The sequence below is a fragment of the Thalassotalea euphylliae genome (genome assembly GCF_003390375.1).
GTDB lineage: Bacteria > Pseudomonadota > Gammaproteobacteria > Enterobacterales > Alteromonadaceae > Thalassotalea_F > Thalassotalea_F euphylliae_A.
In genome coordinates this window covers 1,355,873-1,382,532 of sequence record NZ_QUOT01000001.1, presented here as the reverse complement: position 1 = coordinate 1,382,532, position 26,660 = coordinate 1,355,873, and the positions used below count along the sequence as shown (strand labels likewise).

29 protein-coding genes are annotated in these 26,660 nt (G+C 42.5%); 22 read left to right on the top strand and 7 right to left on the bottom strand.

The window, feature by feature from the left end; all coding sequences use genetic code 11:
• Positions 1-47 precede the first annotated feature (47 nt).
• The 9 genes from lspA (at position 48) to DXX94_RS06115 (ending at position 8,708) form a co-directional block, all read left to right on the top strand.
• The gene (gene lspA / locus DXX94_RS06155; RefSeq protein ID WP_116014567.1) at positions 48-566 is read left to right on the top strand and encodes a signal peptidase II; all 519 of its coding nucleotides are present in this window, start codon (positions 48-50) and stop codon (positions 564-566) included.
• A 62-nt stretch (positions 567-628) separates the two neighbouring features.
• On the top strand, positions 629-1,057 hold the full coding sequence (fkpB, locus tag DXX94_RS06150; protein WP_116014565.1) for an FKBP-type peptidyl-prolyl cis-trans isomerase: 429 nt from the start codon (positions 629-631) through the stop codon (positions 1,055-1,057).
• A gap of 8 nt (positions 1,058-1,065) precedes the next feature.
• Positions 1,066-1,995 carry a 4-hydroxy-3-methylbut-2-enyl diphosphate reductase gene (gene ispH, locus DXX94_RS06145; RefSeq protein WP_116014563.1) on the top strand — a complete coding sequence of 310 codons (930 nt, stop codon included), beginning with the start codon at positions 1,066-1,068 and terminating at the stop codon, positions 1,993-1,995.
• Positions 1,996-2,334: 339 nt separating this feature from the next.
• Positions 2,335-2,871 (top strand): type IV pilus modification protein PilV, encoded by a 537-nt coding sequence (pilV, locus tag DXX94_RS06140; RefSeq protein ID WP_116014562.1) that lies wholly within the window; start codon positions 2,335-2,337, stop codon positions 2,869-2,871.
• Positions 2,872-2,881: 10 nt separating this feature from the next.
• Positions 2,882-3,838 (top strand): PilW family protein, encoded by a 957-nt coding sequence (locus DXX94_RS06135; protein ID WP_116014560.1) that lies wholly within the window; start codon positions 2,882-2,884, stop codon positions 3,836-3,838.
• The gene (locus DXX94_RS06130) at positions 3,832-4,302 is read left to right on the top strand and encodes a hypothetical protein (protein WP_116014558.1); all 471 of its coding nucleotides are present in this window, start codon (positions 3,832-3,834) and stop codon (positions 4,300-4,302) included. Before DXX94_RS06135 ends, DXX94_RS06130 begins: the two co-directional genes overlap by 7 nt.
• Before the next feature lie 2 nt (positions 4,303-4,304).
• Positions 4,305-7,961 carry a pilus assembly protein gene (locus tag DXX94_RS06125; protein ID WP_116014556.1) on the top strand — a complete coding sequence of 1,219 codons (3,657 nt, stop codon included), beginning with the start codon at positions 4,305-4,307 and terminating at the stop codon, positions 7,959-7,961.
• The gene (locus DXX94_RS06120) at positions 7,961-8,365 is read left to right on the top strand and encodes a type IV pilin protein (protein WP_181901492.1); all 405 of its coding nucleotides are present in this window, start codon (positions 7,961-7,963) and stop codon (positions 8,363-8,365) included. The genes DXX94_RS06125 and DXX94_RS06120 overlap by 1 nt, the downstream gene beginning before the upstream one ends.
• 34 nt (positions 8,366-8,399) lie before the next feature.
• Positions 8,400-8,708 (top strand): TapY2 family type IVa secretion system protein, encoded by a 309-nt coding sequence (locus DXX94_RS06115; protein WP_116014555.1) that lies wholly within the window; start codon positions 8,400-8,402, stop codon positions 8,706-8,708.
• A gap of 143 nt (positions 8,709-8,851) precedes the next feature.
• Here the strand turns inward: DXX94_RS06115 and DXX94_RS06110 are convergent, their stop codons facing one another.
• On the bottom strand, positions 8,852-9,400 hold the full coding sequence (locus tag DXX94_RS06110; RefSeq protein WP_116018333.1) for a GspH/FimT family pseudopilin: 549 nt from the start codon (positions 9,398-9,400) through the stop codon (positions 8,852-8,854).
• 95 nt (positions 9,401-9,495) lie between these two features.
• Positions 9,496-10,329 carry an ammonia-dependent NAD(+) synthetase gene (gene nadE, locus DXX94_RS06105; RefSeq protein WP_116014553.1) on the bottom strand — a complete coding sequence of 278 codons (834 nt, stop codon included), beginning with the start codon at positions 10,327-10,329 and terminating at the stop codon, positions 9,496-9,498.
• A 179-nt stretch (positions 10,330-10,508) separates the two neighbouring features.
• Between nadE and glnB the strand changes: the two genes are divergently transcribed.
• Entirely contained in the window at positions 10,509-10,847 is a 339-nt protein-coding gene (gene glnB, locus DXX94_RS06100) for a nitrogen regulatory protein P-II (protein WP_115999448.1), read from the top strand.
• 79 nt (positions 10,848-10,926) lie between these two features.
• Here the strand turns inward: glnB and DXX94_RS06095 are convergent, their stop codons facing one another.
• Complete coding sequence (locus DXX94_RS06095) at positions 10,927-11,688, bottom strand: outer membrane protein assembly factor BamD (RefSeq protein WP_115999449.1); 762 nt, start codon at positions 11,686-11,688, stop codon at positions 10,927-10,929.
• Positions 11,689-11,841: 153 nt separating this feature from the next.
• On the opposite strand from DXX94_RS06095, the gene rluD reads away from it, so the two are divergent.
• The 3 genes from rluD (at position 11,842) to clpB (ending at position 16,370) form a co-directional block, all read left to right on the top strand.
• Complete coding sequence (gene rluD, locus DXX94_RS06090; protein ID WP_116014552.1) at positions 11,842-12,816, top strand: 23S rRNA pseudouridine(1911/1915/1917) synthase RluD; 975 nt, start codon at positions 11,842-11,844, stop codon at positions 12,814-12,816.
• Complete coding sequence (gene pgeF / locus DXX94_RS06085) at positions 12,800-13,585, top strand: peptidoglycan editing factor PgeF (protein ID WP_147302245.1); 786 nt, start codon at positions 12,800-12,802, stop codon at positions 13,583-13,585. The genes rluD and pgeF overlap by 17 nt, the downstream gene beginning before the upstream one ends.
• 208 nt (positions 13,586-13,793) lie before the next feature.
• Entirely contained in the window at positions 13,794-16,370 is a 2,577-nt protein-coding gene (gene clpB / locus DXX94_RS06080) for an ATP-dependent chaperone ClpB (protein ID WP_116014548.1), read from the top strand.
• Between the two features lie 175 nt (positions 16,371-16,545).
• On the opposite strand, the gene DXX94_RS06075 is transcribed toward clpB, so the two are convergent.
• Positions 16,546-17,007, bottom strand: a complete 462-nt coding sequence (locus tag DXX94_RS06075; protein ID WP_116014547.1) for a DUF4124 domain-containing protein — start codon at positions 17,005-17,007, stop codon at positions 16,546-16,548.
• A gap of 290 nt (positions 17,008-17,297) precedes the next feature.
• Here DXX94_RS06075 and pssA point away from each other — a divergent pair, with 290 nt between their 5' ends.
• Entirely contained in the window at positions 17,298-18,137 is an 840-nt protein-coding gene (gene pssA, locus DXX94_RS06070) for a CDP-diacylglycerol--serine O-phosphatidyltransferase (RefSeq protein ID WP_116014545.1), read from the top strand.
• A gap of 237 nt (positions 18,138-18,374) precedes the next feature.
• Here pssA and DXX94_RS06065 read toward each other — a convergent pair whose 3' ends face one another.
• The 3 genes from DXX94_RS06065 to flgA all read right to left on the bottom strand — a co-directional run bounded on the left by DXX94_RS06065 (position 18,375) and on the right by flgA (position 19,897).
• The gene (locus tag DXX94_RS06065) at positions 18,375-18,803 is read right to left on the bottom strand and encodes a flagella synthesis protein FlgN (protein WP_116014544.1); all 429 of its coding nucleotides are present in this window, start codon (positions 18,801-18,803) and stop codon (positions 18,375-18,377) included.
• Between the two features lie 9 nt (positions 18,804-18,812).
• Positions 18,813-19,130: a flagellar biosynthesis anti-sigma factor FlgM gene (flgM, locus tag DXX94_RS06060; protein WP_116014542.1), complete on the bottom strand. Its 318-nt coding sequence runs from the start codon at positions 19,128-19,130 to the stop codon at positions 18,813-18,815.
• 74 nt (positions 19,131-19,204) lie between these two features.
• Positions 19,205-19,897 carry a flagellar basal body P-ring formation chaperone FlgA gene (gene flgA, locus DXX94_RS06055; protein ID WP_116014540.1) on the bottom strand — a complete coding sequence of 231 codons (693 nt, stop codon included), beginning with the start codon at positions 19,895-19,897 and terminating at the stop codon, positions 19,205-19,207.
• Between the two features lie 177 nt (positions 19,898-20,074).
• Here flgA and DXX94_RS06050 point away from each other — a divergent pair, with 177 nt between their 5' ends.
• The 8 genes from DXX94_RS06050 (at position 20,075) to flgG (ending at position 26,659) form a co-directional block, all read left to right on the top strand.
• Positions 20,075-21,004 carry a chemotaxis protein gene (locus DXX94_RS06050; protein WP_115999458.1) on the top strand — a complete coding sequence of 310 codons (930 nt, stop codon included), beginning with the start codon at positions 20,075-20,077 and terminating at the stop codon, positions 21,002-21,004.
• Between the two features lie 34 nt (positions 21,005-21,038).
• Positions 21,039-21,872: a CheR family methyltransferase gene (locus tag DXX94_RS06045; protein ID WP_116014539.1), complete on the top strand. Its 834-nt coding sequence runs from the start codon at positions 21,039-21,041 to the stop codon at positions 21,870-21,872.
• 63 nt (positions 21,873-21,935) lie between these two features.
• Entirely contained in the window at positions 21,936-22,334 is a 399-nt protein-coding gene (gene flgB, locus DXX94_RS06040; RefSeq protein WP_116014537.1) for a flagellar basal body rod protein FlgB, read from the top strand.
• Between the two features lie 2 nt (positions 22,335-22,336).
• Positions 22,337-22,756, top strand: coding sequence for a flagellar basal body rod protein FlgC (gene flgC, locus DXX94_RS06035; RefSeq protein ID WP_115999461.1), 420 nt, complete (start codon positions 22,337-22,339; stop codon positions 22,754-22,756).
• 33 nt (positions 22,757-22,789) lie between these two features.
• Entirely contained in the window at positions 22,790-23,479 is a 690-nt protein-coding gene (locus tag DXX94_RS06030) for a flagellar hook assembly protein FlgD (RefSeq protein WP_116014536.1), read from the top strand.
• Positions 23,480-23,532: 53 nt separating this feature from the next.
• Positions 23,533-24,873 (top strand): flagellar hook protein FlgE, encoded by a 1,341-nt coding sequence (gene flgE, locus DXX94_RS06025; protein WP_116014534.1) that lies wholly within the window; start codon positions 23,533-23,535, stop codon positions 24,871-24,873.
• Between the two features lie 232 nt (positions 24,874-25,105).
• Positions 25,106-25,849, top strand: a complete 744-nt coding sequence (flgF, locus tag DXX94_RS06020; RefSeq protein WP_116014533.1) for a flagellar basal-body rod protein FlgF — start codon at positions 25,106-25,108, stop codon at positions 25,847-25,849.
• Positions 25,850-25,870: 21 nt separating this feature from the next.
• Positions 25,871-26,659 carry a flagellar basal-body rod protein FlgG gene (flgG, locus tag DXX94_RS06015; RefSeq protein WP_115999465.1) on the top strand — a complete coding sequence of 263 codons (789 nt, stop codon included), beginning with the start codon at positions 25,871-25,873 and terminating at the stop codon, positions 26,657-26,659.
• Position 26,660: the final 1 nt, after the last annotated feature.

Genomic DNA, 26,660 nt, shown 5'->3' with positions numbered 1-26,660 from the left:
GTTTATTTTCTTCTACCGATAGATTTATTCGTTAAAGGAATTCTGACGTGAGCTTTTCTTCATCATCACCTTTTTCTTCAACTGGGCTAAAATGGCTGTGGCTTACTGTCCTGTTTCTCATTGTCGATCAAGTGACAAAACACTGGGTCGCAGGCACTTTTGATTTGTACGAAAGTGTTGCTGTTATGCCATATTTTAATTTGACCTATGTACATAACGAAGGTGCTGCTTTTAGCTTCTTAGCTGATCAAGGAGGCTGGCAGCGCTGGTTTTTCACCACAATAGCCGCTTTGGCAAGTGGTTTATTCATCTATTGGCTATCTAAAACACCATCGTCAAACCGTATTCTAGGGGTTGGTTTTGCGTTAATGCTAAGTGGCGCACTTGGCAACTTAATTGACCGCGTGTTGTTTGGCTATGTCATCGATTTTCTCGACTTTTACGTAGGAAAGTCTCACTGGCCTGCATTTAATGTTGCCGATTCGGTGATCTTCGTTGGCGCAGCCCTAATGATTTATGACTCTTTCTTTGGTCAGCACGATAGAGAAGACGGCGGCGAGCAATAAGCTGGCAAAGAAAGTAATAAGTAGTAACTAATTTAAGAAGTACCTAATTTAAGAAGTAACAAATGACACAAATTACCGCAGACTCAAGCCTAGTTGCCCACATCACCATGAAGTTATCAGATGGCTCTGCCGCAGATAGCACTAAAGTGAATAACAAACCTGCCATTATCAATATGGGCGATCAAAGTATCTCGCCAGCGTTTGAAGCCCAATTGTTAGGCATGAGTGAAGGTGAAACGAAAGAGTTCACTCTTGCTGCCAAAGATGCATTTGGCGAAAAGAACCCAGACAATGTACATTATGTAGATATCAATAAGTTTGACGCAGACACACCGGCCAAAGTGGGTAGCATAATTACCTTTACAACGCCTGGCGGGGAAGTACCTGGTATGGTTACTGAAGTATCTGGTGCGTCTGTTACTGTTGATTTTAATCACCCTTTGGCTGGGCAAGACGTTACTTTCGTTATTGACGTGGTAGAAATTAAGTAGGCATTTTGATGGAAATTATCTTAGCAAATCCGCGTGGCTTCTGTGCAGGTGTAGATCGTGCTATCAGCATCGTTGACCGCGCTTTAGATTTATTTGATGCACCAATTTACGTGCGTCACGAAGTTGTTCATAACAAATTTGTTGTCAATGGCTTAAAAGATCGAGGTGCTGTTTTTGTCGACGAACTCCATGAAGTACCTGACGATGCAACCGTTATTTTTAGCGCACACGGTGTCTCAAAAGCCGTTCGCAACGAAGCTAAAAAGCGCGGATTAAAGGTATTTGATGCCACTTGCCCGTTAGTGACTAAAGTGCATATGGAAGTCTCTCGTGCCAGTCGTAAAGGGGTCGAGTGTGTGCTTATTGGCCATGCCGGCCACCCTGAAGTGGAAGGCACAATGGGACAGTATGACAGCGCAGAAGGTGGTATTTACTTAGTTGAGTCACCAGAAGATGTAGCAGCCCTTACTGTTAAAAATCCTGATGCATTGCACTACTGTAGCCAAACCACTCTATCAGTAGACGATACAAGTGATGTGATTGATGCGTTGAAAACCAAGTTCCCTGCAATTGAAGGACCTCGCAAAGACGACATTTGTTATGCCACACAAAATCGCCAAGATGCTGTAAGATCAATTGCAGAACAAGTGGATTTGTTGTTAGTGGTAGGTGCTAAAAACAGCTCAAACTCAAATCGCTTACGTGAATTGGCCGAAAAAATTGGCACGACTTCTTATCTAATCGATACAGCTAACAATATCGATGAAGCCTGGCTAAAAGACATACTAAAAGTAGGGGTTACAGCAGGGGCGTCAGCGCCAGAAGTATTGGTAAAGCAAGTAATCGAGCAACTAAAATCCTATGGGGGTCATGAAGTTATCGAACACCCAGGCCGTGAAGAAAACATAGTATTTGCTGTACCTGTAGAATTGCGTTAATCTTCGGGGTGGATAAAAGTTAATCAGCATTTTAGTCAGCTACAAAGCTAATCACTAACAGGAGAATTCGATCACAGTTTCGGATTTGCGATAACTTTAAACGCAACCGTGGGTAGTAACTGTGTAGTGACTATATAAGTCACAGCTACCCATTATATGGATATAGGTATGGGTTAATGCCTCTAAATATGGCGATACTTAACACATATGTTGGCCAATCTTGGGTATTTATTGATTCAATAAATCGCCCCTCTATTTTTTTGCGAAGAAATTTCTTCGTTTCCCTTTCTACTTTTTTAACTCAACATTTACCACTTGAACCAAAGGCGAGGTGGATTTATGCATAACTCCCATTCGCGTGGAATGACGCTGATAGAAGTTCTCGTGGCATTGTTTGTCTTAGCGACTGGAATTTTAGGTGCTGTGGCTATGCAAACAACAGCCAAGAAAGGAAGCTTTGATGCCATGCAGCGTTCGCTGGCATCAGCTATGGCACAAGATATTATCGAGCGTATCCGCAGTAATGATGTAAGTGAAGCAGTATTACAAAGTTATGTAGGTACCTATGGTGAGAATGCTGCCTCCTTGCCCGATAACTTTTGTAATAACGTGGCTTCCCCATGCACACCGCAAGAAATTAAAACCAATGATCTTTATGAATGGACAAATGCACTGCGGGGAGCAAACTCAAGGTTAAGCAACAGCAATACTGGCGGCTTAATTGATGCGAGAGGTTGCATTGCTCGTAATGCACAATTAGTTACCGTTGTTGTTAGTTGGTCAGGACGAAGCGAAGTGAAGGGAGCTGGTGGTGGTAATTGTGGATCTTCGGCTGACACACGTCGCAGAATTGTATTAACAGCATTTTTGTTTTAATGAGTAGCAAATGAAGTATCAGCGTGGTTTTACAATATTAGAAATACTCATTTCGTTAGTGTTAGGTTTAGTGCTCTTTTCTGGAGTAATGAGTATCTTTGTTGGTATGTATTCAACATCTGATACCACCACTCGGTATGGTGCCATGCAAGAAACAGGCCGAATTACCATTAGCTTACTAACTGATGATCTAATGCGTCAGGGGTTCTGGGGAGAGCTTGCAATGCCACTAAGCAATAGCAATTTACTCGCCGTGCCAGGAGCGCCAGATAATGAGTGCCGAGGTGGTGGAATTAATAATGGGACATTTCCAGGAAACATTGGTACATTTCGAGCGATTTGGGGAGCTACACCCATGAATTCAGCAATGATGGGATGCATCAATGATGCCAAACAAGGCTCAGATATTTTGCAGCTAAAGCGTGCCGTGGCGTTGCCTGCAAATGGCGCGCTCAACGATGACCGATATTACTTGATCACTAATATGAATGCAGGCCAGATATTTGATGGTGAGAATCCCTCTCCTGTTATCAATAATAGCCAGACATGGGAATATCAGCATCATATTTACTACATTTCAGAAGATACTTTAGCTGGTAGCTCTAGTGTTGTTCCTACTTTAAATCTGATTAGTTTAGTCAATAGTATGTGGAATCAACCTTTAATCGACGGTGTAGAAATGATCAGATTTTTATACGGTGTTGATAGTGACGGTAATGGTAATGTCGACTCTTTTGTTTCTGCAGATAATGTTACAGATGCAATTTGGGATGGTGCTACAAACGCTAAAATTCGAGCCGTCAAGCTTTATGTGTTAGTGCGTGATATAGAGTTAGACCCCAACTATACTAATGACACTATTTATCAGCTTGGTGACATTAGCTTTAATGCGTCTGGTGACAATTACAGAAGAATGCTTTTTAGCTCAACAGTTACATTACACAATGGTGACGTAAGAGTATGGTAAGTTTTAAAACATCAGCCCAGAGCGGTTTTGTATTAATTACATCGATCGTTTTTTTAGTGGCCTTAACTGCAGTCGCGTCTGTGCTTATGTTAAACGCATCTTCGGATATAAAAATGTCGGGTGCTAGTGAAGAAAAGTTGATTGCAATTCAGGCCACGGTTAGCGCTTTAGACGAAACCGTTGCCGATCAAATTAGGGGCAATGTCAATTTGTTTGCAGGAAAGGACTTTCCAAAAAACGTTAATACGATAACAAGTGTATCTGTTAAAAGCGTTGTGATTGATAATGAGCTTGACACCAATGAGCCGACTGACTGCCCACACACAACGTTATCTTCTTCCAATCAATTGTTGAAATGCAATGTCGTTAGTATTGCTGTAAGCAATGAGTATGGACGAAATAAAACGAGCGAAGTTCGCGCCAACGCTAATATTGCTCAGCAATTATTAAATGTAGGGAATTAGTGATGAAATACGTATTTTTTTTCCTAAGCTGTTTACTGCCTTGGGTAGCATACTCGGAAGATATTGAATTATACCTTGGAAATGAATCTACTACGGTAGGTATTACACCTAAGGTGTTAATTATCTTTGATAATTCCGGTAGTATGAACCGAGAAGTGACCATTAATGCTCCTTACGACCCAGATAGAGGTTACAACGCTTTAGATGGCTTAACTAAACTCTCTGAAGAATATATTTATTTTTCTAAAGGCAGTGGAGTTGGCGATAGCCCTCTGCCAACGCCTGATAGTGCTACTGAACAACGCCGATTTTTTGCTTCAATTCTCAGTTGCGACTTTGCACATGACATCCTAAAAGAAAAGGGCTTTGTCAACGTTCATCTACGCGAGTATACGTTTAAAGGCAGCTCTGGAACATGGGAAGAAATACCCGACAATACTGGTGCTAATTTAGCAGTAGTTGATTGCTTAGAAGATATTGAGTTTGATCGACTTAATGGTACCACTGAACGCAATATTAACCATGGCAGCAGTGGTGTTTATGGCAATCCTTACGGTAACTTGGACGGAAAAGATTTAGCTCCAGGGTATCCAGCAGATGGTTTGGGTAATAAAGATAATCCACAGCAATACACATCAAATATTGACAATGCACTAAGTACTGCGGATAAGGGTGAGGTAGTTACACTATTTACTGATAACTATTTACGTTACGCATTAGCTAATAGCAACGAAACTGAAACTGTTTCCAAATTGGAAGCAGCCAAACGTGCTGTAGTGAATGTTGTCGAGTCTTTTTATAACGTTGACTTTGGTTTACAGATTTTTAACCTAAATCATGCAGGTGAAAATGTACGGGATGGTGGCCGCATAGTGATGGGCATCCAAGAGATGAATGTTGTCACTAGAGCTAGGTTGTTAGAAATTCTTGAATCTGATGTAGATGGTGAAACTAATACTCCACTGTGCGAAACTTTATTCGAGGCCAGCCGTTATTTTGGTGGTCTATCGGTATATTACGGAGATAAAGACTCTGATCGTGGCAATTATATTGCTAATACTCCACCCAGAGATTTAAGTATCGAGACCAACACGGTTTATAAGTCGCCATTTGGTAGTACTTTCTGTGGTGATAATGTTCATGTCATCATGATAACCGATGGAGCGCCTACTCGTGATCGTGCCGCAAACGACGAAATAGCGCTGATGACTGGTTACAACGCTGATTTAGTTCGTCAGGTTCGTAGAGAAAATTCCAGTGGCTCATTGATCAGTGAAGACAACTACTTGGTCGCGTTAGCGGACATTCTCCACAACCAAGATATCAACGCTAATGTTTCAGGTAAGCAAAATATTACTTTGAATACCATAGGATTTGCCTTACAGGATTTTGCTGATCCCGATAACCCAACCAACGATGAATTAATTGCTGACGACGCGAAGAAGTTACTGGATGCTGCTGCTGAAGCTGGTGGTGGCAACTTTTATGATGTTGATAACCCGAGCGCTTTGTCTTTGCAGCTATCCGAAGCACTTCGGAATGCTCTCAGCGTAAATGCAACCTTTACTGCGCCTGCGGTGGCTTCAAACAACTTTGATCGCACGCAAACACTTGATTCTGTGTATTATGCGATGTTTTTACCAGAACGCAGACCTAGGTGGGCAGGAAACATTAAAAAGCTAAAAATCTCAGGTAGCGGCTTAGTTGGGAAAGATGATAAACCAGCATTAAATGATGCGGGTAATATTGAGGAAAATGTTACTACAATATGGTCAAGCAGTAATGATGGTGCTGATGTAAATGAGGGGGGGGTTGTTGAAATGTTCCAAACAATTACTCCTGATAGCAGAAAAGTTTATTCAGACCTTGGCAGTGATAGTGCAATCAAAGAGTTTAGCAAAGACAATGCCGAAAGCGCATTTGAAACAGAAGCTAAGCTCGCTGCCTTTATGAAAGTCCCGGAAGCCGATCTTGACGATTTATTTGCCTGGGCAAAAGGAGCCGATGTTGATGACGATGACAATGACGAATCAACAACAGATATGCGTAAAGATGTTTTTGGCGACCCATTGCACTCCAGACCGCTAGTGGTTAATTATGGCGGTAGTGCGGATAATCAAGATGTTCGCATTATTGTCGGCACTAATGCTGGTGCGCTTCATATGTTCCAAGATGAAGGCAACTCAGTGAAGGAAAGCTGGGTGTTTATGCCAAAAGAATTTTTTAGCAATTACAATGAATTGAGAATTAATGCGAATGGTGGCGGTAAAGTTTATGGTTTAGATGGCACGCCAGTTTCCTATATCGATGATGGCGGCGACGGTACGGTTGATCACACAAAAGGCGATAAAGCTTGGGTGTTTGTAGGCTCTCGCCGTGGAGGCTCTTCATACTATGCGCTTGATATTAGTAATCCCGATGTTGCACCTAAATTGCTATGGCACATCAACGACGATAGCACTGGCTTCAGTGAGCTTGGTCAGTCATGGTCAACACCGCGTGTGATTAATTCGTTAATAAATACAGATTCTGGTAAAGCCAAGCCGACCCTAGTATTTGCTGCTGGTTATGCAGCGTCAAAAGATGCAGGTGGGGTGGGTACAAATGATACGCTTGGACGCGGGTTGTTTTTTGTTGACGCCGCTTCAGGTGAAAAGAAGTTAGCAATAACTCCAGGCGGTGATATAGATTTTCCTGGTAACGATAGTATTCCGGCAGCAGTCTCTGCCCTTGATAGTGATTCAGATGGTTTCGTTGATAGATTATATTTTGGTGATACTGGTGGCGTTGTTTGGCGACTTGATATGGTTGGTGCAAGCTCTGACGACTGGGGACTTATCCAGCTAGCATCACTTGGCCGCCAAGCTGAAGGAAATAAAGCGACGGAAGCAAATGATAGGCGCTTCTTTAGTGAGCCAACAATCACGAGGGCATTGATTTCAGAGACATTTAAGTACACTACGATAGTTAATGGTAACTCTGATGAGCAGGTTCACCAATCAGCTGTACCCTATGATGCTATTTTAATTGGTAGTGGTAATCGCGCTGATCCGTTAAATACGATTACTAACGATATGCTATTTATGATTAAAGATGGCAATATTATTACGCAAAAATTTGATACGCCACCAAGCGAAGTAAAGCTGGCCGACCTGCATGATTATACGGGTAACCCATTTGGTGATAATAGCTTGACCGAACAGGAACAAGAGAATTTAGCGCTTGCTGTGAGTGAAAAAGATGGCTGGTTTATTAGCTTACTAGGAAATGGTGAAAAGAGTGTAACTCAACCAGAAGCAATCGCGGGTGTAGCTTATTATAATAGCTTTATTCCAACATTTGCGTCAGAGGGTACCTGTGCTCTAGATGGAGGTGAAGCTCAGCTATATGCGGTTGACTTAGCATTGGGAACAACCATTTATGAAACTAGAATCATAGAGTTACCAGGTATTATTAATGAAAAGCCAACAATTGTTACTCGGCCGCCAACAACCGATGATGATGAATCGGATCCAGATAATCCTAAGGAAACAGATCAAAGAACCGAAGTTGTTTTACTTGCACCAGATGAAAAAACTATTTGTGATGCAAATGGCAACTGTGACGGCCTAAAACTGAAAACAATGCGTACAGCTCTATATGTCGAGGAAGATAATTAATGAAAAGAAGCATAAAGTCTTCTGGTTTTACTCTGATTGAGTTGCTTATTGTTGTTGCTATTATTGGGATTTTGGCAGGTGTGGCATATCCAAGCTATCAGAGTTACGCAAGCAAGTCGAAGCGCACAGAGGGTCAGCGAGAATTATTAAGAATTGCTAACTTAATGGAACAATACTACCTAGACAACAGGGTCTATACAGAGAACATGAAAAATCTTGGCCTAAGTAAAGATCCATTCGAGTCTGAAGGTGGTTACTACAAAATAGATGCAACAGTAAAAGGCGACACTTTTATATTAACAGCAACGGCTCAAGGAAGCCTTGCTTCTGACGATGCTAAATGTAAAGAGCTAAAAGTAACAGATGCTGGTCAAAGAACCCCGAGTAGCGATTGTTGGGATTAGTTTGTGTTTAGTAAGGTTAATTGGAGTTAACAAAATGAGAAGCGCAGTAGTTATAGGTCTAGGGTTAGCCGCTTTGCTAACTTCTAATATTAGTTTTGCGAAAGCAAACGAAAAGGCACGTCTTAAATGCCACATCGAGTTATTAGGAGGGGAGCAAATTATTCATTATAAAATAATGCCTGCTCACCAAGGTCCAACTTACTTAGATAAGCTTAAGAAAAATAAAAGAATAATAAAAAAGCGAAGCACTATAAGAATATTTGACGTATTTGAATGTGTACCATTTAGTCAAAAGTTTACCGATAACAAAGCGAATTTATTAGAAGATAGTCTTCCACAATAATAAAATAGCTAAGCGGCTCCCCTTGAGCGACAGGGTATTGAGCGACAATTAGGAGACTGTCGTGGCAAACAATTAAATATTTCGTTCTTACTATTAAGATTTATAAAAATAGAGCTTGTTAAGTCTATATTGATAAGAAGCTGCTATTCGCAAGTGACGTCCGCACCAGCTCTTGTTTCATCAATATTGTCATTGTCCGTGTCTCGTGTTTGAATAGCTCTACCTCGCAATGAGACAATAACCCCGCGGTTGAACTGTGGTAGGTCTTTAGGACAATAAGCGAAAGTTCCCGCCGCGCCTCCTGCCTGTCCTGTCGGCTGATAAGTCAGGCTAGTCCTTTGGAAGGTTAAGGCGTCACCATCATCAATTGCTGCTTTTACTCGAATAATAGTTTCATTGTCTGCGGAATCAAAGTCACCGTTATTGTTCACATCAACAAACGCACTTATTTCACGAGACCAATCATCTACGCAGTTTTTTCCATCTAACGGGCACACGATGACTTCATGTTCTAAGTTTATAGCGGTATTTCTTGCGGTGAGCAGTAGGCGATGGATTTGAGATATTTCGTTGTCTACTCGAATTTGCACAATCCAATTGTTAAAATTCGGTAATGCTACCGCCAGAGCGATTCCTATGATGGCAACTCCAACCATTAACTCTACGAGTGTAAATCCTTTTGATATTTTCATACTCAGCCACCATAACTGCGAGCGGTTAAATCCTAGCCAACAGTTATACCACCGTTGGCTTGGAACACCAAATGGTCGATGCTAGAAATTAAGCACTAGTCGTAGATGGTGGGAATAGCAAGGCGCTTGTGCTGGGTTTTGTTGTAGATGGCTATGATGCGGTCACGAACCTCATCAGAAACTACTTTGCCTTCCAAGAAGTCATCTAACTGGTCATAGCTAAGGCCTAATGCGTCTTCGTCCTTCTTGCCAGGGTCTAGGTCTTCTAAATCAGCGGTAGGCGCTTTTTCCACTAAAATTGAAGGTGCACCTAAGTGCTTAGCTAATTGTCTAACTTGGCGCTTTGAAAGACCAAAAAGCGGCACTAGGTCACATGCACCGTCACCCCACTTGGTAAAAAAGCCTGTAATGTTTTCAGCAGAGTGGTCAGTGCCAATCACTAAGCCGCCAAGAATGCCTGCAATGTGGTACTGAGTTACCATACGGGTACGTGCTTTTACATTACCTTTTGAAAAATCGACTTGGCTGTCACTAGCACTTAGTAGCTGCGCGCTTTCTAAAGCGCTTAAGGTTTCTTGGTTAATACCATCAGCGCCTGCTTTGATGTTGGTTGTTACCACATGGCTTGGTTGGATAAAAGAAAGCGCTGTTTGAGCGTCTTCTTCATCGGCCTGAATACCATAAGGCAGTCTAACCGCAATAAATTTGTACTCGTCAGTTGCGTGCTCTTGGTTCAACTCGTTAACGGCAAGTTGCGCTAAACGGCCGCATGTAGATGAGTCAACACCACCACTGATGCCCAATACAAGGTGCTTTAGTGAGGAAGAGGTTAGTTGTTTTTTGATAAAGGCTACTCTGCGCTCTACTTCATATGCAGGGTCGATTTCGGGTAACACTTTCATTTCTTCAATGATCACTTGCTGATTCATTGTTAATCCTTGGTATCAAAAATAGTTAAGCTGAGTGTATCAAAAAGCACAGTGATTTGTGCAGACCATTTATACGTGAAAATAATTCAAATGGTTGAGTTTTCAGCGCTTAGTTATTTTGTTTTTTAATTATCGGCATATAATAAAAACGTAGCTGTAAAAATTATTAAGGCGTGAAAATGAAAAAAATTGAGGCAATTATAAAGCCATTTAAAATGGATGATGTACGCGAAGCACTAGGCGAGATTGGCATTACCGGTATGACGGTGTCAGAGGTTAAAGGCTTTGGCCGTCAAAAAGGTCATACTGAGCTATATCGCGGCGCGGAATATATGGTGGACTTTCTGCCAAAAATGAAAATTGAAATTGTCGTGGCATCTGACGATGTTGAGCGCTGTGTAAATGCCATTATTGAAAGTGCGCAAACTGGTAAAATTGGTGACGGCAAAATCTTTGTCACTGATGTTGAGCGTGTTATCCGTATCCGCACTGGTGAAGAAGACGAAGCAGCTATTTAGATATTAATTCTCGTATCTTCGAGCCAAACAAAAAAAGCTGCATGTGCAGCTTTTTTTGTACCCGTTGGTAATCGAATGATTAATTATTTAACAATGGGTTATTAGGGTAGTTAGCCGCAATAACTTGCAGTGTGTTTCGTTTTAACTCGTCTAATCCTAATGCTTGATAGCATTCAACCATCAACTCAAGAGCCGCTTCTGTTTCTTGCGTTGGTGCGTAGTATTCAACAATGTATCGAGCGCGATTAGCGGCAGAGACATAAGCCTCACGCTTTAAGTAAAATTTAGCGACCGCAAGTTCGTATTGAGCTAAACGAGACTTGATTGCAATCATGCGCTTTCTCGCATCAGCAGCGTATTTACTGTCTGGGTACTCATCAACGATTTTACGCAAATCTTTAAAGGCATCTCGTGATGCGCTTGGATCGCGATCTGAACGGTCAATACCCGCTAAATCTTGGAATAAGTTTTCTTCAGTTGCGACATTAATTAAAGCGCGCATGTAGTAAACATAATCGACATTAGCGTGCTTGGGGTTTAATCGTAAAAAGCGATCTGCTAATGCAATGCCTTGCTCAGAATTACCTGTTTTATAATAAGCAAACAATAAGTCTAATTGCACTTGGTGCGAGATAGGGCCGAATGGAAAGCGAGAATCAATAGCAGATAAAATTTGAATAGCTTTTTGATATAAGCCGTTATCAAGCGCTTCGCGGGCGTCAACAAACAATGCTTGGGCGGAACGATCAGGTACTTTTTCAATGTCAGTATCAGAAGAAGAGCAGCCAGCAAGCGATACTACTGCGGCTAACACTAAAGCTCTTAAGGTCAATTTATCCATAGACTCGATTATCACTAGGTTGTTTTCGTTAAAATTGTTATGAAAGCCCTAAACAAAAGGGTAAAATGCTTTTCTTTTTTGTTGAGCAGCATTCTAACTCAGCATTCTTGCCTTGCACAGTGCAAATACTAATTTGATAGCAAAGAGATTTTAATGGCCGAAATTATCCAACATCAAGAAACTGTTCCCCAATCCTGCTTAGGAAAACGTTTAGACCAAGCATTAGCGGAAATGTTTCCTGATTATTCGCGTTCACGCCTAAAAGAATGGATTTTAGCGGGTAATGTTAAGTTAGACGGCAAGGTTGTCACCAAAGCGCGCGAAAAAGTGTTTGGTGAAGAAACCGTGGAAATTGATGCCACCATTGAGGCCGAGGTGCGCTTTGAGCCGCAAGATATTCCGTTAAACATTGTATACGAAGATGATGATATTCTGGTTATTAATAAACCAGCTGACTTCGTTGTACACCCTGGTGCGGGCAACCCGGATGGTACAGTGCTTAATGCTTTATTGCATTACTGTCCTGAACTTGAGCTAATTCCACGTGCTGGTATTGTTCATCGTCTAGATAAAGACACAACGGGTTTGATGGTAGTTGCCAAAACCATTGCGGCGCAAACAAATTTAGTTGATGCTTTGCAAGCGCGTGAAATTACGCGTGAATATGAAGCGATCGCCAGCGGCATTATGACCGCAGGTGGCACAGTAGATGAGCCAATAGGGCGTCATGCAACTAAGCGCACTCATATGGCCGTGACGATGTCGGGTCGCCCATCGGTTACCCATTACCGTGTGATGGAAAAGTATCGCTTACATACGCGTTTACGACTGCGTCTTGAAACGGGGCGTACTCACCAAATTCGTGTGCATATGGCACATATCACGCACCCGCTAGTCGGTGACCCGTTATACAATGGACGTCCAAGACCACCTAAAAATGCGACGCCTAAGTTGCTAACATTCTTGCGTAATTTTAAACGTCAGGCGTTACATGCTGCAATGTTATCACTGTATCACCCAATCACGGGCGAGTTAATGACATGGCGAGCCGACATCCCAGATGATTTTGTTGAACTCGTCGAGTTATTAAAAGAAGACACTAAGCTTAACAGTGAGCAAGACTACTAACACTAAGCATCATATGGTTAGCCACAAAGTTGCTGTTGATTGGCCGGCTCGCAATGTCACGGCATTTACGACGACTCGCGAGCTTGCTGGCGAGTTGTCGCAGGCTGGTCAATACGATAACTTTAATTTAGGGCTGCATGTTGGTGATAGCCCTGTACAAGTTAATGCCAACCGAGCAACCCTAGCTCAATATTTACCAACTAATACCAACATTCAATGGCTTGAACAAGTTCATGGCAGCGATGTTGCTATCGTCGAGCAATATCAAGCAGCACCAATTACCGCAGATGCAGCGGTCACACGAAGTCTCAATGTTGCCTTAGCGGTAATGACGGCAGATTGCTTGCCTATTTTGATTGCCGATAAGTCAGGGCAAGTCATTGCCGCAATTCATGGTGGCTGGCGGCCACTAGCGCAAAATATAATTGCGAAAACTGTCGAAGCGATGAACACACCTGTTGAGCAATTAGTAGCTTGGTTAGGGCCTTGTATTGGTCCAACGGCTTTTGAAATTGGCGGTGAAGTTAAAGATGCATTTGTAAACCTTAATCCGGCAACGGTAGATGCTTTTCGGGTAGTGCCTGAATCAACGCAAAAATATTTAGCTAACCTACATCAAATTGCGAAATATCTGCTGAGCGCTTCGGGCATTGTTGAGGTAGCCAGCCTACCTCATTGCACCTTTTCTATGGCGCAGCAATATTACTCCTACCGACGAGAGAGCGTCACCGGCCGCATGGCAAGTGTTATCTGCCGAAATCCTTGCTAGTGCTTACGCTGCTACTATTGTTAGCTCCTCCAAAAGACCATAAAAGCTTGTTTTAAATCAACATCGCGCCCGACATATACTTGATTTTAGCCGTTAAGCCCCTATAGATAATGTTAGTTTTAAAGCATTAGCAACCTACAGTGAGCTAAGTCACTATCATTTTACACTTGCTAATGCTGACCAGTAATTATCGAGAACCGAGGTTTGTATGCGTTTAGACAGGTTTACTCAGTCTTTCCAATTAGCTATTTCTGATTCGCAATCATTAGCATTGGGGCGAGATCATCAGTTTATTGAGCCACTGCATTTAATGATGGCCTTGCTAAAGCAATCAGGCAACAGCGTTGTTCCTTTGTTAAAAAGTGCAGGGGTTGATGTTAGCTCGCTGCGCAAACAAGTTGATAAGGCGCTTGATGGGCTGGCAAAAGTTCACGGAGTAGGTGGTGAAGTTCAACTTTCATCAACAACCGGTAACTTGCTAAACCTTTGTGATAAGTACGCACAAAAATTAAAAGACGCTTACATTTCTTCTGATGTATTTTTATTAGCTGCGCTAGAAGATACTGGCATGCTAGGCCAGATCTTAAAGTCGCTAGGTGCTACAGAAGCGCGAATTAAAGACGCTATTAAGCGTATACGAGGTGGCCAAAATATTAACGATCAAAATGCGGAAGATGTAAGGCAGGCACTCGATAAATTTACGATTAACCTCACCGAGCGGGCAGAGCAAGGTAAGCTAGACCCTGTAATTGGTCGTGACGATGAAATTCGTCGTGCAATTCAGGTGCTTCAGCGTCGCACAAAAAACAACCCTGTGCTTATCGGTCACCCAGGGGTTGGTAAAACGGCCATTGTTGAGGGCTTAGCGCAGCGTATTGTTGATCACGAAGTGCCAGAAGGCCTGAAGAACAAGCAAGTATTGTCGCTTGATATGGGCGCACTGGTGGCGGGCGCAAAATATCGTGGTGAATTTGAAGAGCGTTTAAAAGCAGTCTTGAATGAGTTGTCTAAGTTAGAAGGGCAAGTCATTCTGTTTATTGACGAGCTACATACCATGGTCGGCGCAGGTAAAGCCGATGGTGCAATGGATGCAGGAAACATGCTTAAGCCAGCACTTGCACGCGGAGATTTACACTGTGTTGGGGCGACGACACTCGACGAGTATCGTCAGTACATAGAAAAAGACGCAGCGCTTGAGCGCCGCTTCCAAAAAGTTATCGTTGATGAGCCAAGCGTTGAAGACACTATCGCTATTTTACGCGGCCTAAAAGAGCGCTATGAACTGCATCATTCGGTGAATATTACCGATCCGGCAATTGTTGCCGCTGCAACACTTTCTCACCGATACATCAGCGATCGTCAATTACCCGATAAGGCGATTGACCTGATTGATGAAGCGGCTTCCAGTATTCGCTTACAAATGGATTCCAAGCCAGAAAACTTAGACAAATTAGAGCGTAAACTTATTCAGCTTAAATTAGAGCAACGCGCCTTGGCGAAAGAAACTGACGATGCCTCTATTAAACGTTTGTATGCTATTAACGCTGAAATTAAAGAGACGCAGCAGCAATATGACGAGTTAGATGAGATTTGGACGACTGAAAAAGCAGCATCGCAAGGGACGCAAACCATCAAAGCTGAACTTGAGCAAGCGAGAATAGATTTGGATTCAGCACGCCGCGCTGGTGATTTAAATCGTATGTCTGAGCTGCAATACGGCAGGATCCCTGAACTTGAAAAGCAGTTAGATTTAGCTAGCCAAGCGGAAATGCAAGAAATGAGTTTACTCAGTAACAAAGTTACTGAAATCGAAATTGCTGACGTGCTTAGTCGCTCCACTGGCATCCCTGTGGCTAAAATACTGTCTGAAGAGCGTGAAAAGTTACTCAGTATGGAGAATGAACTTCATCAGCGCGTAATAGGCCAGTCTGAAGCCGTTGTTTCTGTTGCTAACGCCATTCGTCGATCGCGAGCAGGTCTGGCAGATCCTCATCAGCCAATAGGCTCGTTTTTATTCCTTGGTCCGACAGGTGTTGGTAAAACAGAGTTAACCAAAACGCTGGCTGAATTCTTGTTTGATACTGAAGATGCCTTGATTCGCGTTGATATGTCTGAGTTTATGGAAAAACACTCCGTTGCTCGACTAGTGGGGGCTCCTCCTGGTTATGTGGGTTATGAAGAAGGCGGCTATTTAACCGAAGCTGTGCGCAGAAAGCCCTATTCGGTAGTGCTGCTCGATGAAATTGAAAAAGCACACCCTGATGTGTTCAATATTTTGTTGCAAGTGCTTGATGATGGCCGTTTAACTGATGGTCAGGGGCGAACGGTAGATTTTAAAAACACCGTCATTATTATGACTTCCAATATTGGCTCGGAATCAATCCAAAGCTATAGCGGTGACGATGAATACGAATTAATGCGAGCCTCGGTGATGGCCGAACTTAGCCAACACTTTAAACCTGAATTTATTAACCGTGTTGATGATACCGTTGTTTTCCACCCATTAGCCGCAGAGCAAATAGTTGAGATTGCTAAAATTCAAATTGCATCATTATCAGCGCGCTTAGCGCAGCAAGAGCTTGGTTTGCACCTTGACGAAAGTGCACTAAGAAAGATTGCAGAAGTTGGTTTTGATCCTCTATTTGGCGCTAGGCCGTTAAAGCGTGCGATTCAAACAGATATTGAAAACCCGATGGCGCAGCGTTTACTGGCAGGAGAGTTTGAAAAAGGTCAGAAAATCGTTGTTCAATTTGCCGATGAAAAATTTACTTTTACTACTGAATAGTGATGTTTTCGATTATTTTAGCGCAAGAAGTAAAGTGCAAAACAAGATAACTTCTTACTGAGTGATTTTAGGTCGTGTCTTTAGGCAATGGTTTTAGGTAGTAGCTTGATAGCTGCTACCTTTTTTACGACTAGTTAGTGTTATTAATTTAGTAAAATATCGTAGCTAAATTGCATCAGCTATTTTCGTTATCGTCACAGTATATATCGACGTGTTGCTTATTCAGCATGCGCTGCTCTTGCTTTTCCTCTGGCGTTAGTAAACGAGAGCTGCCGTCAGGTTCTTTTAATAAAATTCGTTCAAAACCGCCAAGCAATTTCAAATTAACTTGTGCTGCTTCACAGTTCTTTTCAATTAACTCTGAAGTCTGGCGTGCACGCTCAAGCTCATTCTTAGCTTCTTTTTGTGCTTGCCTTTCTGCCAACCAATCATCAACAAATGAGTTTTTTTCGCCTTCAGGAACTACTGGCGCATATGCAACGCGTACATCGACTTTGGCAAAATCTTTATCGCTAGGATGCTGGTGACTAAAATGCACAATATTGTCTTTATCAACCCAGCGGTAAACAGTTGTATCTTGTGCGTTTCCTGACATTGTGAATAACAGCAGGCAAAGTGTTGGAATCAACTTGTACATAATTAAGGCCTTTTACTAGCAAACTTCCCAGCCAACAGCATTGAATAAAGTTTAACCCATCTTAAACATTAAGTTGATATATTGACAGCGTTTTTTCCTACCTCCGACTCACTGCACGCAAAGCTGTAAACTGATTAATTATCTGCGTTGGGCTTGCACGGCGAGCAGCCCAATATTTTGAGCTTGCCGCGCCTATTTGAATTAATCTGTTACTAAATTTACGTAATGCGGCGCTAAAAGAGATGTGCTAAATTAGCTGTTTTTATCAGACAAGGACATTTCTCGCTTATATGACTTCGCCTAATGCTAATGTGAACCAAAACCGAGGTATTTATTTATTGCCCAACTTACTAACTACGGCAGGCTTGTTTTCGGGGTTCTACGCGGTTGTTTCGTCAATGAATAATCATTTCGAAGCTGCTGCAATTGCTATTTTTGTGGCAATGATTTTTGACGGGCTAGATGGCCGAGTTGCTCGTATTACAAATACTCAAAGTGAATTTGGTGCTGAGTATGACAGTATGGCTGATATGGTTTCTTTCGGCATAGCCCCTGGGTTAGTGGCCTACAATTGGGCGCTCTCAGGCATGGGTAAGTTTGGTTGGCTTGCAGCTTTTGTCTTTGTTGCAGGCGCAGCGCTTCGCTTAGCACGATTTAATACCCAAGTAGGCGTTGCGGATAAACGTTATTTCCAAGGCTTAGCAAGCCCAGCAGCAGCTGGTGTTATTGCAAGTATTGTTTGGGTCGGTACGGAATATCAACTTAACGGCCAAGACTATGGCTTTATTATGGGCTTGTTGACCATAGTTACTGGTTTATTAATGGTGAGTAACTTTAGGTATAACAGCTTTAAAGAGGTTGATTGGAAAGGTAAGGTTAGCTTTATCGTTGTCTTACTGATTGTCTTGGTCTTTGTCGTTGTTGCTTCTAGCCCTGCTGAACTGTTAATGGCAGTGTTTGTTTTGTACGCATGTTCAGGCCCAATAACAACGGTTCGCTCAGTGAAAAAGCTTAAATTAGAGCATGTGGTTGGTGACGAAGATCATGACGCTGACTTTGATAGCAAAAAGGCTACTGTAAATAATAACCAAGCAGCAGATGATGCTAGCAGTAAGACTGAGCAAAAATAACTTGCCGTTTTGAGCGTGTTAATCAGCAACGTCATTGATTAACAAAGCTTGAGAACATAAAAAACGCCAACTTCATGTTGGCGTTTTTTATAGGTACTGTTTTTGTGTTCATCGGCTTTGACTTGAGGATTTGTCTAGCTAACGTCACCTAAAATATGGTTACAGGATAGCTAATTGAGAATAGGTAGACTTCAGGTGAAACAATTATGCTTGGGCTTTTAGCTTAGGCTTTGATATCTAGGCTTTGATATCTAGACTGCTTAGACCCGCGTGTTTCTTACCTTTATTATCGTAAGTCATTGAAGAGCGATTGTGGCGCTCTAATAGGGTCGTCTTCATGCGCTCAACGGCAAGTTGTGAATGAGTAATCACTTGGCCATTAATGACATTGAGTTCTTGACAACGGAGCAGAGTTGCTTGAATTTCTTCAAGCGAATCATCAAGCAAGTTTTGCGCTTTGTCCGCCAAAAATTGTGGGTTTTTGCTGATATTAGCGTCTAGTCCTTCAATCGCTTCAAGCAATACCTTTTTTTGTTCGGTAAGCGTATTTAAAGCCTCAGGGTCTCGTTGAGTGAGCAATTCTTTTTCGTCGTTCAACAACTGCTCCAGCGCAGTTAGTTGTTCTAGTTGTTTGTTAAGTAATTGCTGTGAGACGCTTGAACTCATTGTTATTCTCTATAGTAAATCAAATTCAAATTTGGCGATGCTTTGCGCTAACTTTTCCGCATCTACTTTGTAAGCACCTGATTGAATTGCTTCTTTTAGTTGATCAACTTTTTTCTGATTCACCGGTGGCGCATCACCGTTTTTCTTTTGGATATCGTTCAACTGTCTTGCTTGCGGTGTTAGTGACACTGAATCTTGGCTAACTCTTGTCGCCTGAGATGTGTTAACCGCTTTTTGGTCGACTTGGTTCTTTACGTCGTTCTGTTGCTGCTGTACAGTACGATTAACTTGATTGTTATTATTCAAGTTGTTGATATTAATAGCCATTTCTTACACCTGCATGTTGTGTATTACTCATTCTATAATATTATCGGCCAATTACTGAATTTCTTTATCATTATTTATAAATTTATGGTCACTTTATTAACGCCACTGACTCGGCCGGTAACGAGTTTACCAGAGCGATTATTTTTAACTCGCACTTTGTCGCCAACATGGCCATTGGAAACTGATGTTCCCGATGTTTTTATACTAAAGGTACTACTGAGAGCGATGAGTGTCACATTATCTCCTTTGCATACTGAACAAACGTGATTGGGCGATATTGCCTTACCTTTCACAATGTTGCGTTTGGCTTTAGCGCCATAGAGAGTGTTTACATCGCCTATAGCCTCACCCCGCAAACGTTTTTCATCAACGTAAGCAATTTGTATATTATCAGGGGTTAGCATGCTGCCGCGGTCGATTGCATATTTAGCAACTACTACCGGGGCATCTATTGTCACTTTCACAGGAACATATAGATTCCAGGGGCTTGATCCCTCGCAAGTTATTTTAACATTTACGTTTCTACTGTTATGAATATCAGGTATATTGGCCTGCAAATTCTGGTCACAAGGTTTGATCACTATTCTAGGGTCGAGCTTGGCGGCAGTAACGGAGACTTTACGATTACTAACATCTGTGAAGCTATCCTCAACTGAACGTTTAGCGAGGCCTTCAATAAAGTCTCGATCAAAGCTGGTGGCAATTGCTTGCGATTGAAGCTGATAGCACAGCGTTAAAAAAGTAAAAAGAATCTTCGATTTGCTCATGTTTACGTGTCATCGTGTTATTGACGTTAGATACTCGACTATGCTTAATATCAAATGGCTTAGTTTTAACTCAAGTATTTAACGGCGCTGTCAAAAAACAGGCGCTTAGACTAATGTTAAATTAATAGTAAACAAGAATTGTGCCTTTTCTGTTGCACATGAGATTAAGGGGTAACTATGGCGGGCATTTTAGACTCGGTAAACCAACGTACTCAGTTAGTTGGTCAAAACCGACTCGAGCTATTGCTTTTTAAATTAATTGGACCACAGCGTTTTGGCATTAACGTATTTAAAGTACGTGAAGTGTTGCAGTGCCCTCAGTTAACATCGCTTCCAAACCAAGATCCTTTTATCAAAGGTGTTGCGCACATTCGTGGGCAAACTATTTCTGTGATCGACTTAAGTAAGGCCACTGGTGGTCCTGAAATACCGTTAACGGAAAACTGTTTTATTATTATCGCTGAATATAATCGCAGTGTTCAGGGATTCCTAGTTGCTGGGGTTGAGCGTATTACCACACTGAGCTGGCAAGACATTATGCCGCCGCCAGAAGGTGCTGGTAAGTCTAGTTACCTAACTGCCGTCACTGAAATTGACAAAGAAATGGTGTCAATTTTAGATGTTGAGAAGATCCTTAATGAAATCAACCCAGTGTCTACTGACTTGAGTGAAGAGGTTGCTGATGCCTCTGTTGGTGCTAGCTTGGGTGAGCGTGTGATCATGATTGCTGACGACTCGACCGTTGCGAGAAACCAAGTCAAGAGAGCGCTTGAGCCGCTTGGGCTTAAAATGGTATTGGCTAAAAATGGTCAAGATGCCCTCAATCAACTTAATGAAATTGCAGAGCAATGCGGTAATACTATCGAAGAAAAAGTTGCCTTATTAATTTCTGATATTGAAATGCCAGAAATGGACGGTTACACCTTAACTGCAGAAATCAAAAGCAATGAAAAAATGCGCTCGATGCCGGTTATTTTGCATACCTCATTAAGCGGTGTGTTTAACAATGCCATGGTCGAAAAAGTAGGAGCGGAAGACTTTATTCCGAAGTTTCACCCTGACGAATTAGCAACTGCAGTTAAAAAGTGGTTAAAAATTGAAGACTAATCCTCTTTTCTTAGTTTGCTTTTAGGACATTGCAGTGCCAGCTAGACAATTAGATGACAAAAGTTATCACGACTTTAGAACCTTTCTTGAGCAACAATGCGGAATCGTATTGGGTGATAATAAGCAGTATTTAGTAAAAAGCCGCTTAGCGCCATTGATGGCAAAATTTGAGGTTGCTTCATTAGCAGAGCTTGTGCAACGCACACTTAGTCCAATGGAGCGTCAGCTGCGCGCAGCGGTCATTGATGCGATGACAACCAATGAAACGTTGTGGTTTCGCGATGATTATCCTTTTGAGCTGTTAAAAAGCAAAATTTTACCTGATTTTGCGAACCAGCGTATGCCATTAAAGATTTGGTCTGCGGCTAGCTCATCTGGTCAAGAGCCCTATTCGATTGCCATGACGGTACTTGAATACATGCAATCAAAGCCTGGCTCTTTTCCCGGCGGTGTGCAAATTGTTGGCACAGATATTTCAAGTACTATGCTTGAGCATTGTAAATATGCCCATTACGATGGCCTAGCGCTTGCGCGAGGGCTTTCACAAGAGCGTAAGCGTCAGTTTTTTGAACCTGGTGATAACGGTATGCTTAGGGTCAAAGAAGCGGTTCGAAAGCTGGTGAGCTTCCGCCCGCTAAATTTGCTAAATAGCTATAGTCTTATTGGCCGATTCGATATCGTTTTCTGTCGTAACGTACTTATTTATTTCTCACCGGAAATCAAAGCACAAATCCTTTCTCAAATTCACGGGGTGCTCAATAAAGATGGCTATTTATTCCTTGGCGCCTCTGAGTCACTTTCTGGATTAAATCAACAATTTGATATGCTTAGGTGTAACCCTGGCATCGTCTATCAAAAGCAATCATAAATTTGACGCTAATGTTGGCATAGTAATTGTAATGCTACTTTCAAATGATTTGGAGGTAGCATTATGGCTATTAGTTTTGACAAAGCGTTCGGAATTCACCCGCAAGGGATGATGTTGCGTGCCAAGCGCGCTGAAATAATTGCAAGCAACATTGCTAATGCCGATACCCCTGGCTATACGGCCAAGGGCATGAACTTCCAAGACGCACTTGCCAGTGCGGCAAAAAATCAACAAGCGGGCATGGCTCGCACTCACGAAAAGCACTTTGATATCCGTACTGAAATGACTGCTGGTGAAGGATTTCGCGTTCCAGATCAACCAGATACAGGTGATGGTAATACTGTGAATGTACAAGTGGAACGAAACTTGTATCTAGAAAATACACTACAGTATCAAGCCAGTGTGCAATTTTTAGATTCTAAAGTTAAAGGGCTGAAAAAAGCGCTATCTGGAGGGCAGTAATTATGAGCTTATTTAATGTATTTGATATCAGTGGCTCAGGCATGGCAGCACAATCGGTCAGATTGAACACCACAGCTAGTAATATTGCCAACGCTGACAGCGTCAGTAGCAGTGTCGATCAAACCTATCGAGCGCGTCATCCGGTTTTTGCCGCTGAGATGCAAAAAGCTGCCGCAGGGCAAGATGGATCCGTTGGCGTTCAAGTACTTGGTATTGTAGAAAGCGATAAGCCGCTTAACGTTGAGTATTCACCCGACCACCCAATGGCGGATAAAGACGGCTATATCTATAAACCGAATGTGAATGTGATGGAAGAAATGACCAATATGATTTCTGCCTCACGTTCATATCAAACCAATATTCAATTAGCGGAATCAGCTAAGAATATGGTGAACAGAACCCTGAGATTAGGTCAGAGCTAATAGGCTCGACCAGCAGTTAGAGTGAGATAGAGTATGGATTCAGTTAGTGGCAGCAGCAGTTTAGACGGCCTTCGCTGGCAACGAGAGACTGGGGTACCAGAAGCCGATGATAGCAACGGCATGTTAACCCAGGAAGATTTCTTTGCCTTGATGACTCAAGAGCTTGCTCATCAGGACCCAACCAAGCCTGTAGAGAACAACGAGATGATTTCGCAAATGACGGCGTTTTCAACGACAGATGGTGTGGCAAGACTTAATGACTCATTTGCACAATTTGCAAATTCAATGTCGTCAAGCCAAGCATTACAAGCTTCTTCTTTAGTTGGTCGAAGCGTTTTGGTTGAAGACAATACTTTTGGTATGGCAACTGGTGAGCAGCCCAAAGGTAAGATTGTTACTGATAGCCCCGCGAGCAACGTCAATATTTATGTTGAAAACACGGCGGGCGAAATTATCCAAACAGTTCCGGTTGGCAATGTGCCAGCAGGTGAGTCGAACTTTACATGGGATGGTATGACCTCAAATGGCGAGTTAGCGCCTGAAGGGGCATATCGTTTTCGTGTTGCAGGCTTAGTTGACGGCCAAGCGTCAGAGCTGCAAGCCATGACTTATCGAAAAGTAGACAGCGTAACGCTAGCAGGTGCTGGCGGTAATATTGTGTTGAACCTAAACGGCGGTTCAACGATGAATTTATCTGATGTTGTTGAAGTAACTCAAGGCTAAGCGAAATTAGCTTAGTAAGTTAATTCAATAAAAGATTTCCAAGAGGTGAAACTATGACTTTCAATGTAGCACTAAGTGGCTTAAACGCTGCCCAAAAAGATTTAGATGTAACGTCAAATAACATCGCCAACGTTAATACCACAGGTTTTAAAGAGTCTCGCGCTGAATTTGTTGATGTTTTTGCAACTTCGCTACTGGCAGCAGGTAATACAAAAGCCGGTGATGGTGTACTTACTTCAGAAGTGGCGCAGCAATTTTCCCAAGGTAGTATACGTTTTACCAACAACGCGCTAGATTTGGCGATTACAGGTAACGGTTTTTTCGCAACAGTGCCAGAGTTAAGTAGTTTAGAACGCTCTTATACGCGTGCTGGTGAATTCAAGTTAAATTCAGATAACTTTATTGTTAATTCTCAGGGTGGTCACCTATTAGGCTTCCCTGTTAACAGTGATGGCTCTTCATCTTCTGTTGCGCTAAGTACCGCTTCACCGATACAAATTCCTACTGCTTCGGGTTCTCCTATGCAGAGCCGTGAAGTTGATATTCGCATGAACTTACCTGCTGGCGACCCTGTGATTGCTGCAGCGTTTGATATAACCGATCCACTAACCTACAACCATTCTACATCGGTAACCGTGTTTGACAGTTTAGGTGATAGCCATGTAATGACCTATTACTTTAAAAAGTCAGCGGCTAATGAGTGGGATGTCTATACGGCTGTCGATGGTCAACAACTAAATATTGCCGATACTGGCACTGGTTCAGGTGTAAACTCTGCTGGCGCTACACCAACAAATACAGGCATACCGGCGGGCGCTGCGCGAATGTATTTCTCTGCTGGCGGTGAATTTCAGGGGCAATATCCTGACACGTTAACAACTGCTCAGTTAGGGGCTGGTATTTTAACTAACGGTGCGGATCCTACGCAGACCATTACCATTGACTTTAATTTAGATCCGACAGGAGGTAACCCCAACGAGCCTACGCAATTTGCTGCGGGCTTTGAAGTTACCTCATTGGAACAAGATGGTTTAGCTGTTGGTCGGTTGACTGGTCTTGATATTGATGATGACGGTTTGATTCGCGCAACCTACTCGAATGGTACATCTGAGCCTCTAGCTCGTGTTGCACTAGTTAACTTTGCTAATAACCAAGGTTTAACGCAGGTTGGTGGTACCTCTTGGAAGGAAAGTTTAACTTCTGGTGAGGCACTCGCTGGTGAAGCAGGTTCAGGTACTTTTGGTACGATTAACTCATCGGCTCTTGAACAGTCAAACGTAAACTTAACCGCCGAGCTTATCGATTTGATTTCCGCGCAGCGTAACTTCCAAGCGAACTCTCGTTCACTAGAAGTTGATAACCAGCTAAACCAAACAATTTTGCAGATTCGATAGTCTACTAGCGAATTTACTAAACAATTATCTAGCTTTGTTTATCAAGCCCCAAGTTTTATTGGGGCTTTATTTTGATTTCTATATTCACGCCTACTTAATAATTTCGCTTTACACTTCAAATTCTCTTTTGATTCTCTTTTTATCGGTAAGTTGATATTTCTGGCACTCTATTTGCTTTTGTTAGATTAAGAATATTGAACTAACAGATATGCAACGTTGATCGGAGTCCACAATGGATAAAATGCTCTATGTCGCAATGAGCGGTGCGAAGCAAAATATGCACGCTTTAGCGGTAACAGCGAACAACCTCGCAAACGCCAAAACTACTGGTTTTAAAGCCGATTTAGCGCAAGCTAGAACCATGCAGGCTTTTGGTGAAGGGTTGCCAACTCGGGTGTTTTCCATGACTGAACGCGCCAGCCAAAATTTTGGCGGCGGTTCAATTCAAACCACCGAACGCGATCTTGACGTTGCCATTCAAGGTGATGGCTGGTTAGCGGTGCAAACGCCAGATGGCGGCGAAGCTTATACCCGAGCTGGTCATTTAAAGTTAACTGAAACGGGCGGCCTAGAAACCAGCAATGGCGATTTACTGATTGGTGACGCCGGACCAATTTTTTTACCGCTTCCCGTTAACAATATTCATATTTCGGGTGATGGAACGATTACCGTTCAGCCAGAAGGTGCGCCAGCTAATGCTCAAGAGGAAGTTGGCCGTATCAAAATGGTTAACCCAGATGTCCGAGACATTGAAAAGGGCAATGATGGCCTATTTCGTCGTAAAGACGGCAATATTGAGCCAGCTGATGTAACCGTGCAATTAGCGAGCGGTGCGCTTGAAGCCAGTAACGTTAACCCTGTTAATGAAATGACCGACATGATTGCGTTGCAGCGTCAATTTGAAATGCAACTGAAACTAATGAAAACAGCAGAAGAAATTGATTCAGCAAGTTCTTCGTTATTGCGTGCTTTCTAATTTATTTTTTCGAGGTGAAGTATGAACCCAGCATTGTGGATTAGTAAAACTGGCTTAGATGCGCAAACGAAAGATATTGCTGTTATCTCCAATAACTTAGCTAACGCGAGTACTGTTGGTTTTAAGAAAAGTCGCGCAGTATTTGAAGATTTGCTGTATCAAACAATTAATCAACCGGGTGGACGCAGTGCTCAAGACACTGAATTACCGTCGGGTTTAATGTTAGGTGCTGGTGCCAAAGTGGTAGCAACGCAAAAAATTCATACCCAAGGGGATATGATTACCACAGATAACTCGTTGGATTTAATGATTCAAGGTGATGGCTTCTTCGAAGTGTTATTACCGGATGGTACTTCGTCATATACCCGTAATGGTCAGTTTACGATGGACGAAGAAGGCAACATTGTTACCCCTGGTGCAGGCTATCCATTGCAGCCACAAATTACAATCCCGGATGATGCGCTTGAGATTAATGTCTCGCAAGACGGTGAAGTTTCGGTACGAATTCAAGGACAGGCTGACAACGCCGTTGTTGGCCAAATTAACACTGTTAACTTTATCAACCCGACAGGTTTAGAGCCGATTGGTCAGAACTTATTTACTGAAACAGCTGTTAGTGGTGCGCCAGCGCAAGGTGTGCCAGGTTTGGAAGGTTACGGCATGATAGTGCAAGGGGCACTTGAAACGTCAAATGTAAATACTACGGAAGAGTTGGTTAACCTGATTGAGAGCCAACGGGTTTACGAAATGAATTCAAAAGTAATTTCAGCGGTCGACCAAATGCTGAGTTACTTGAACCAGCAGCTTTAAT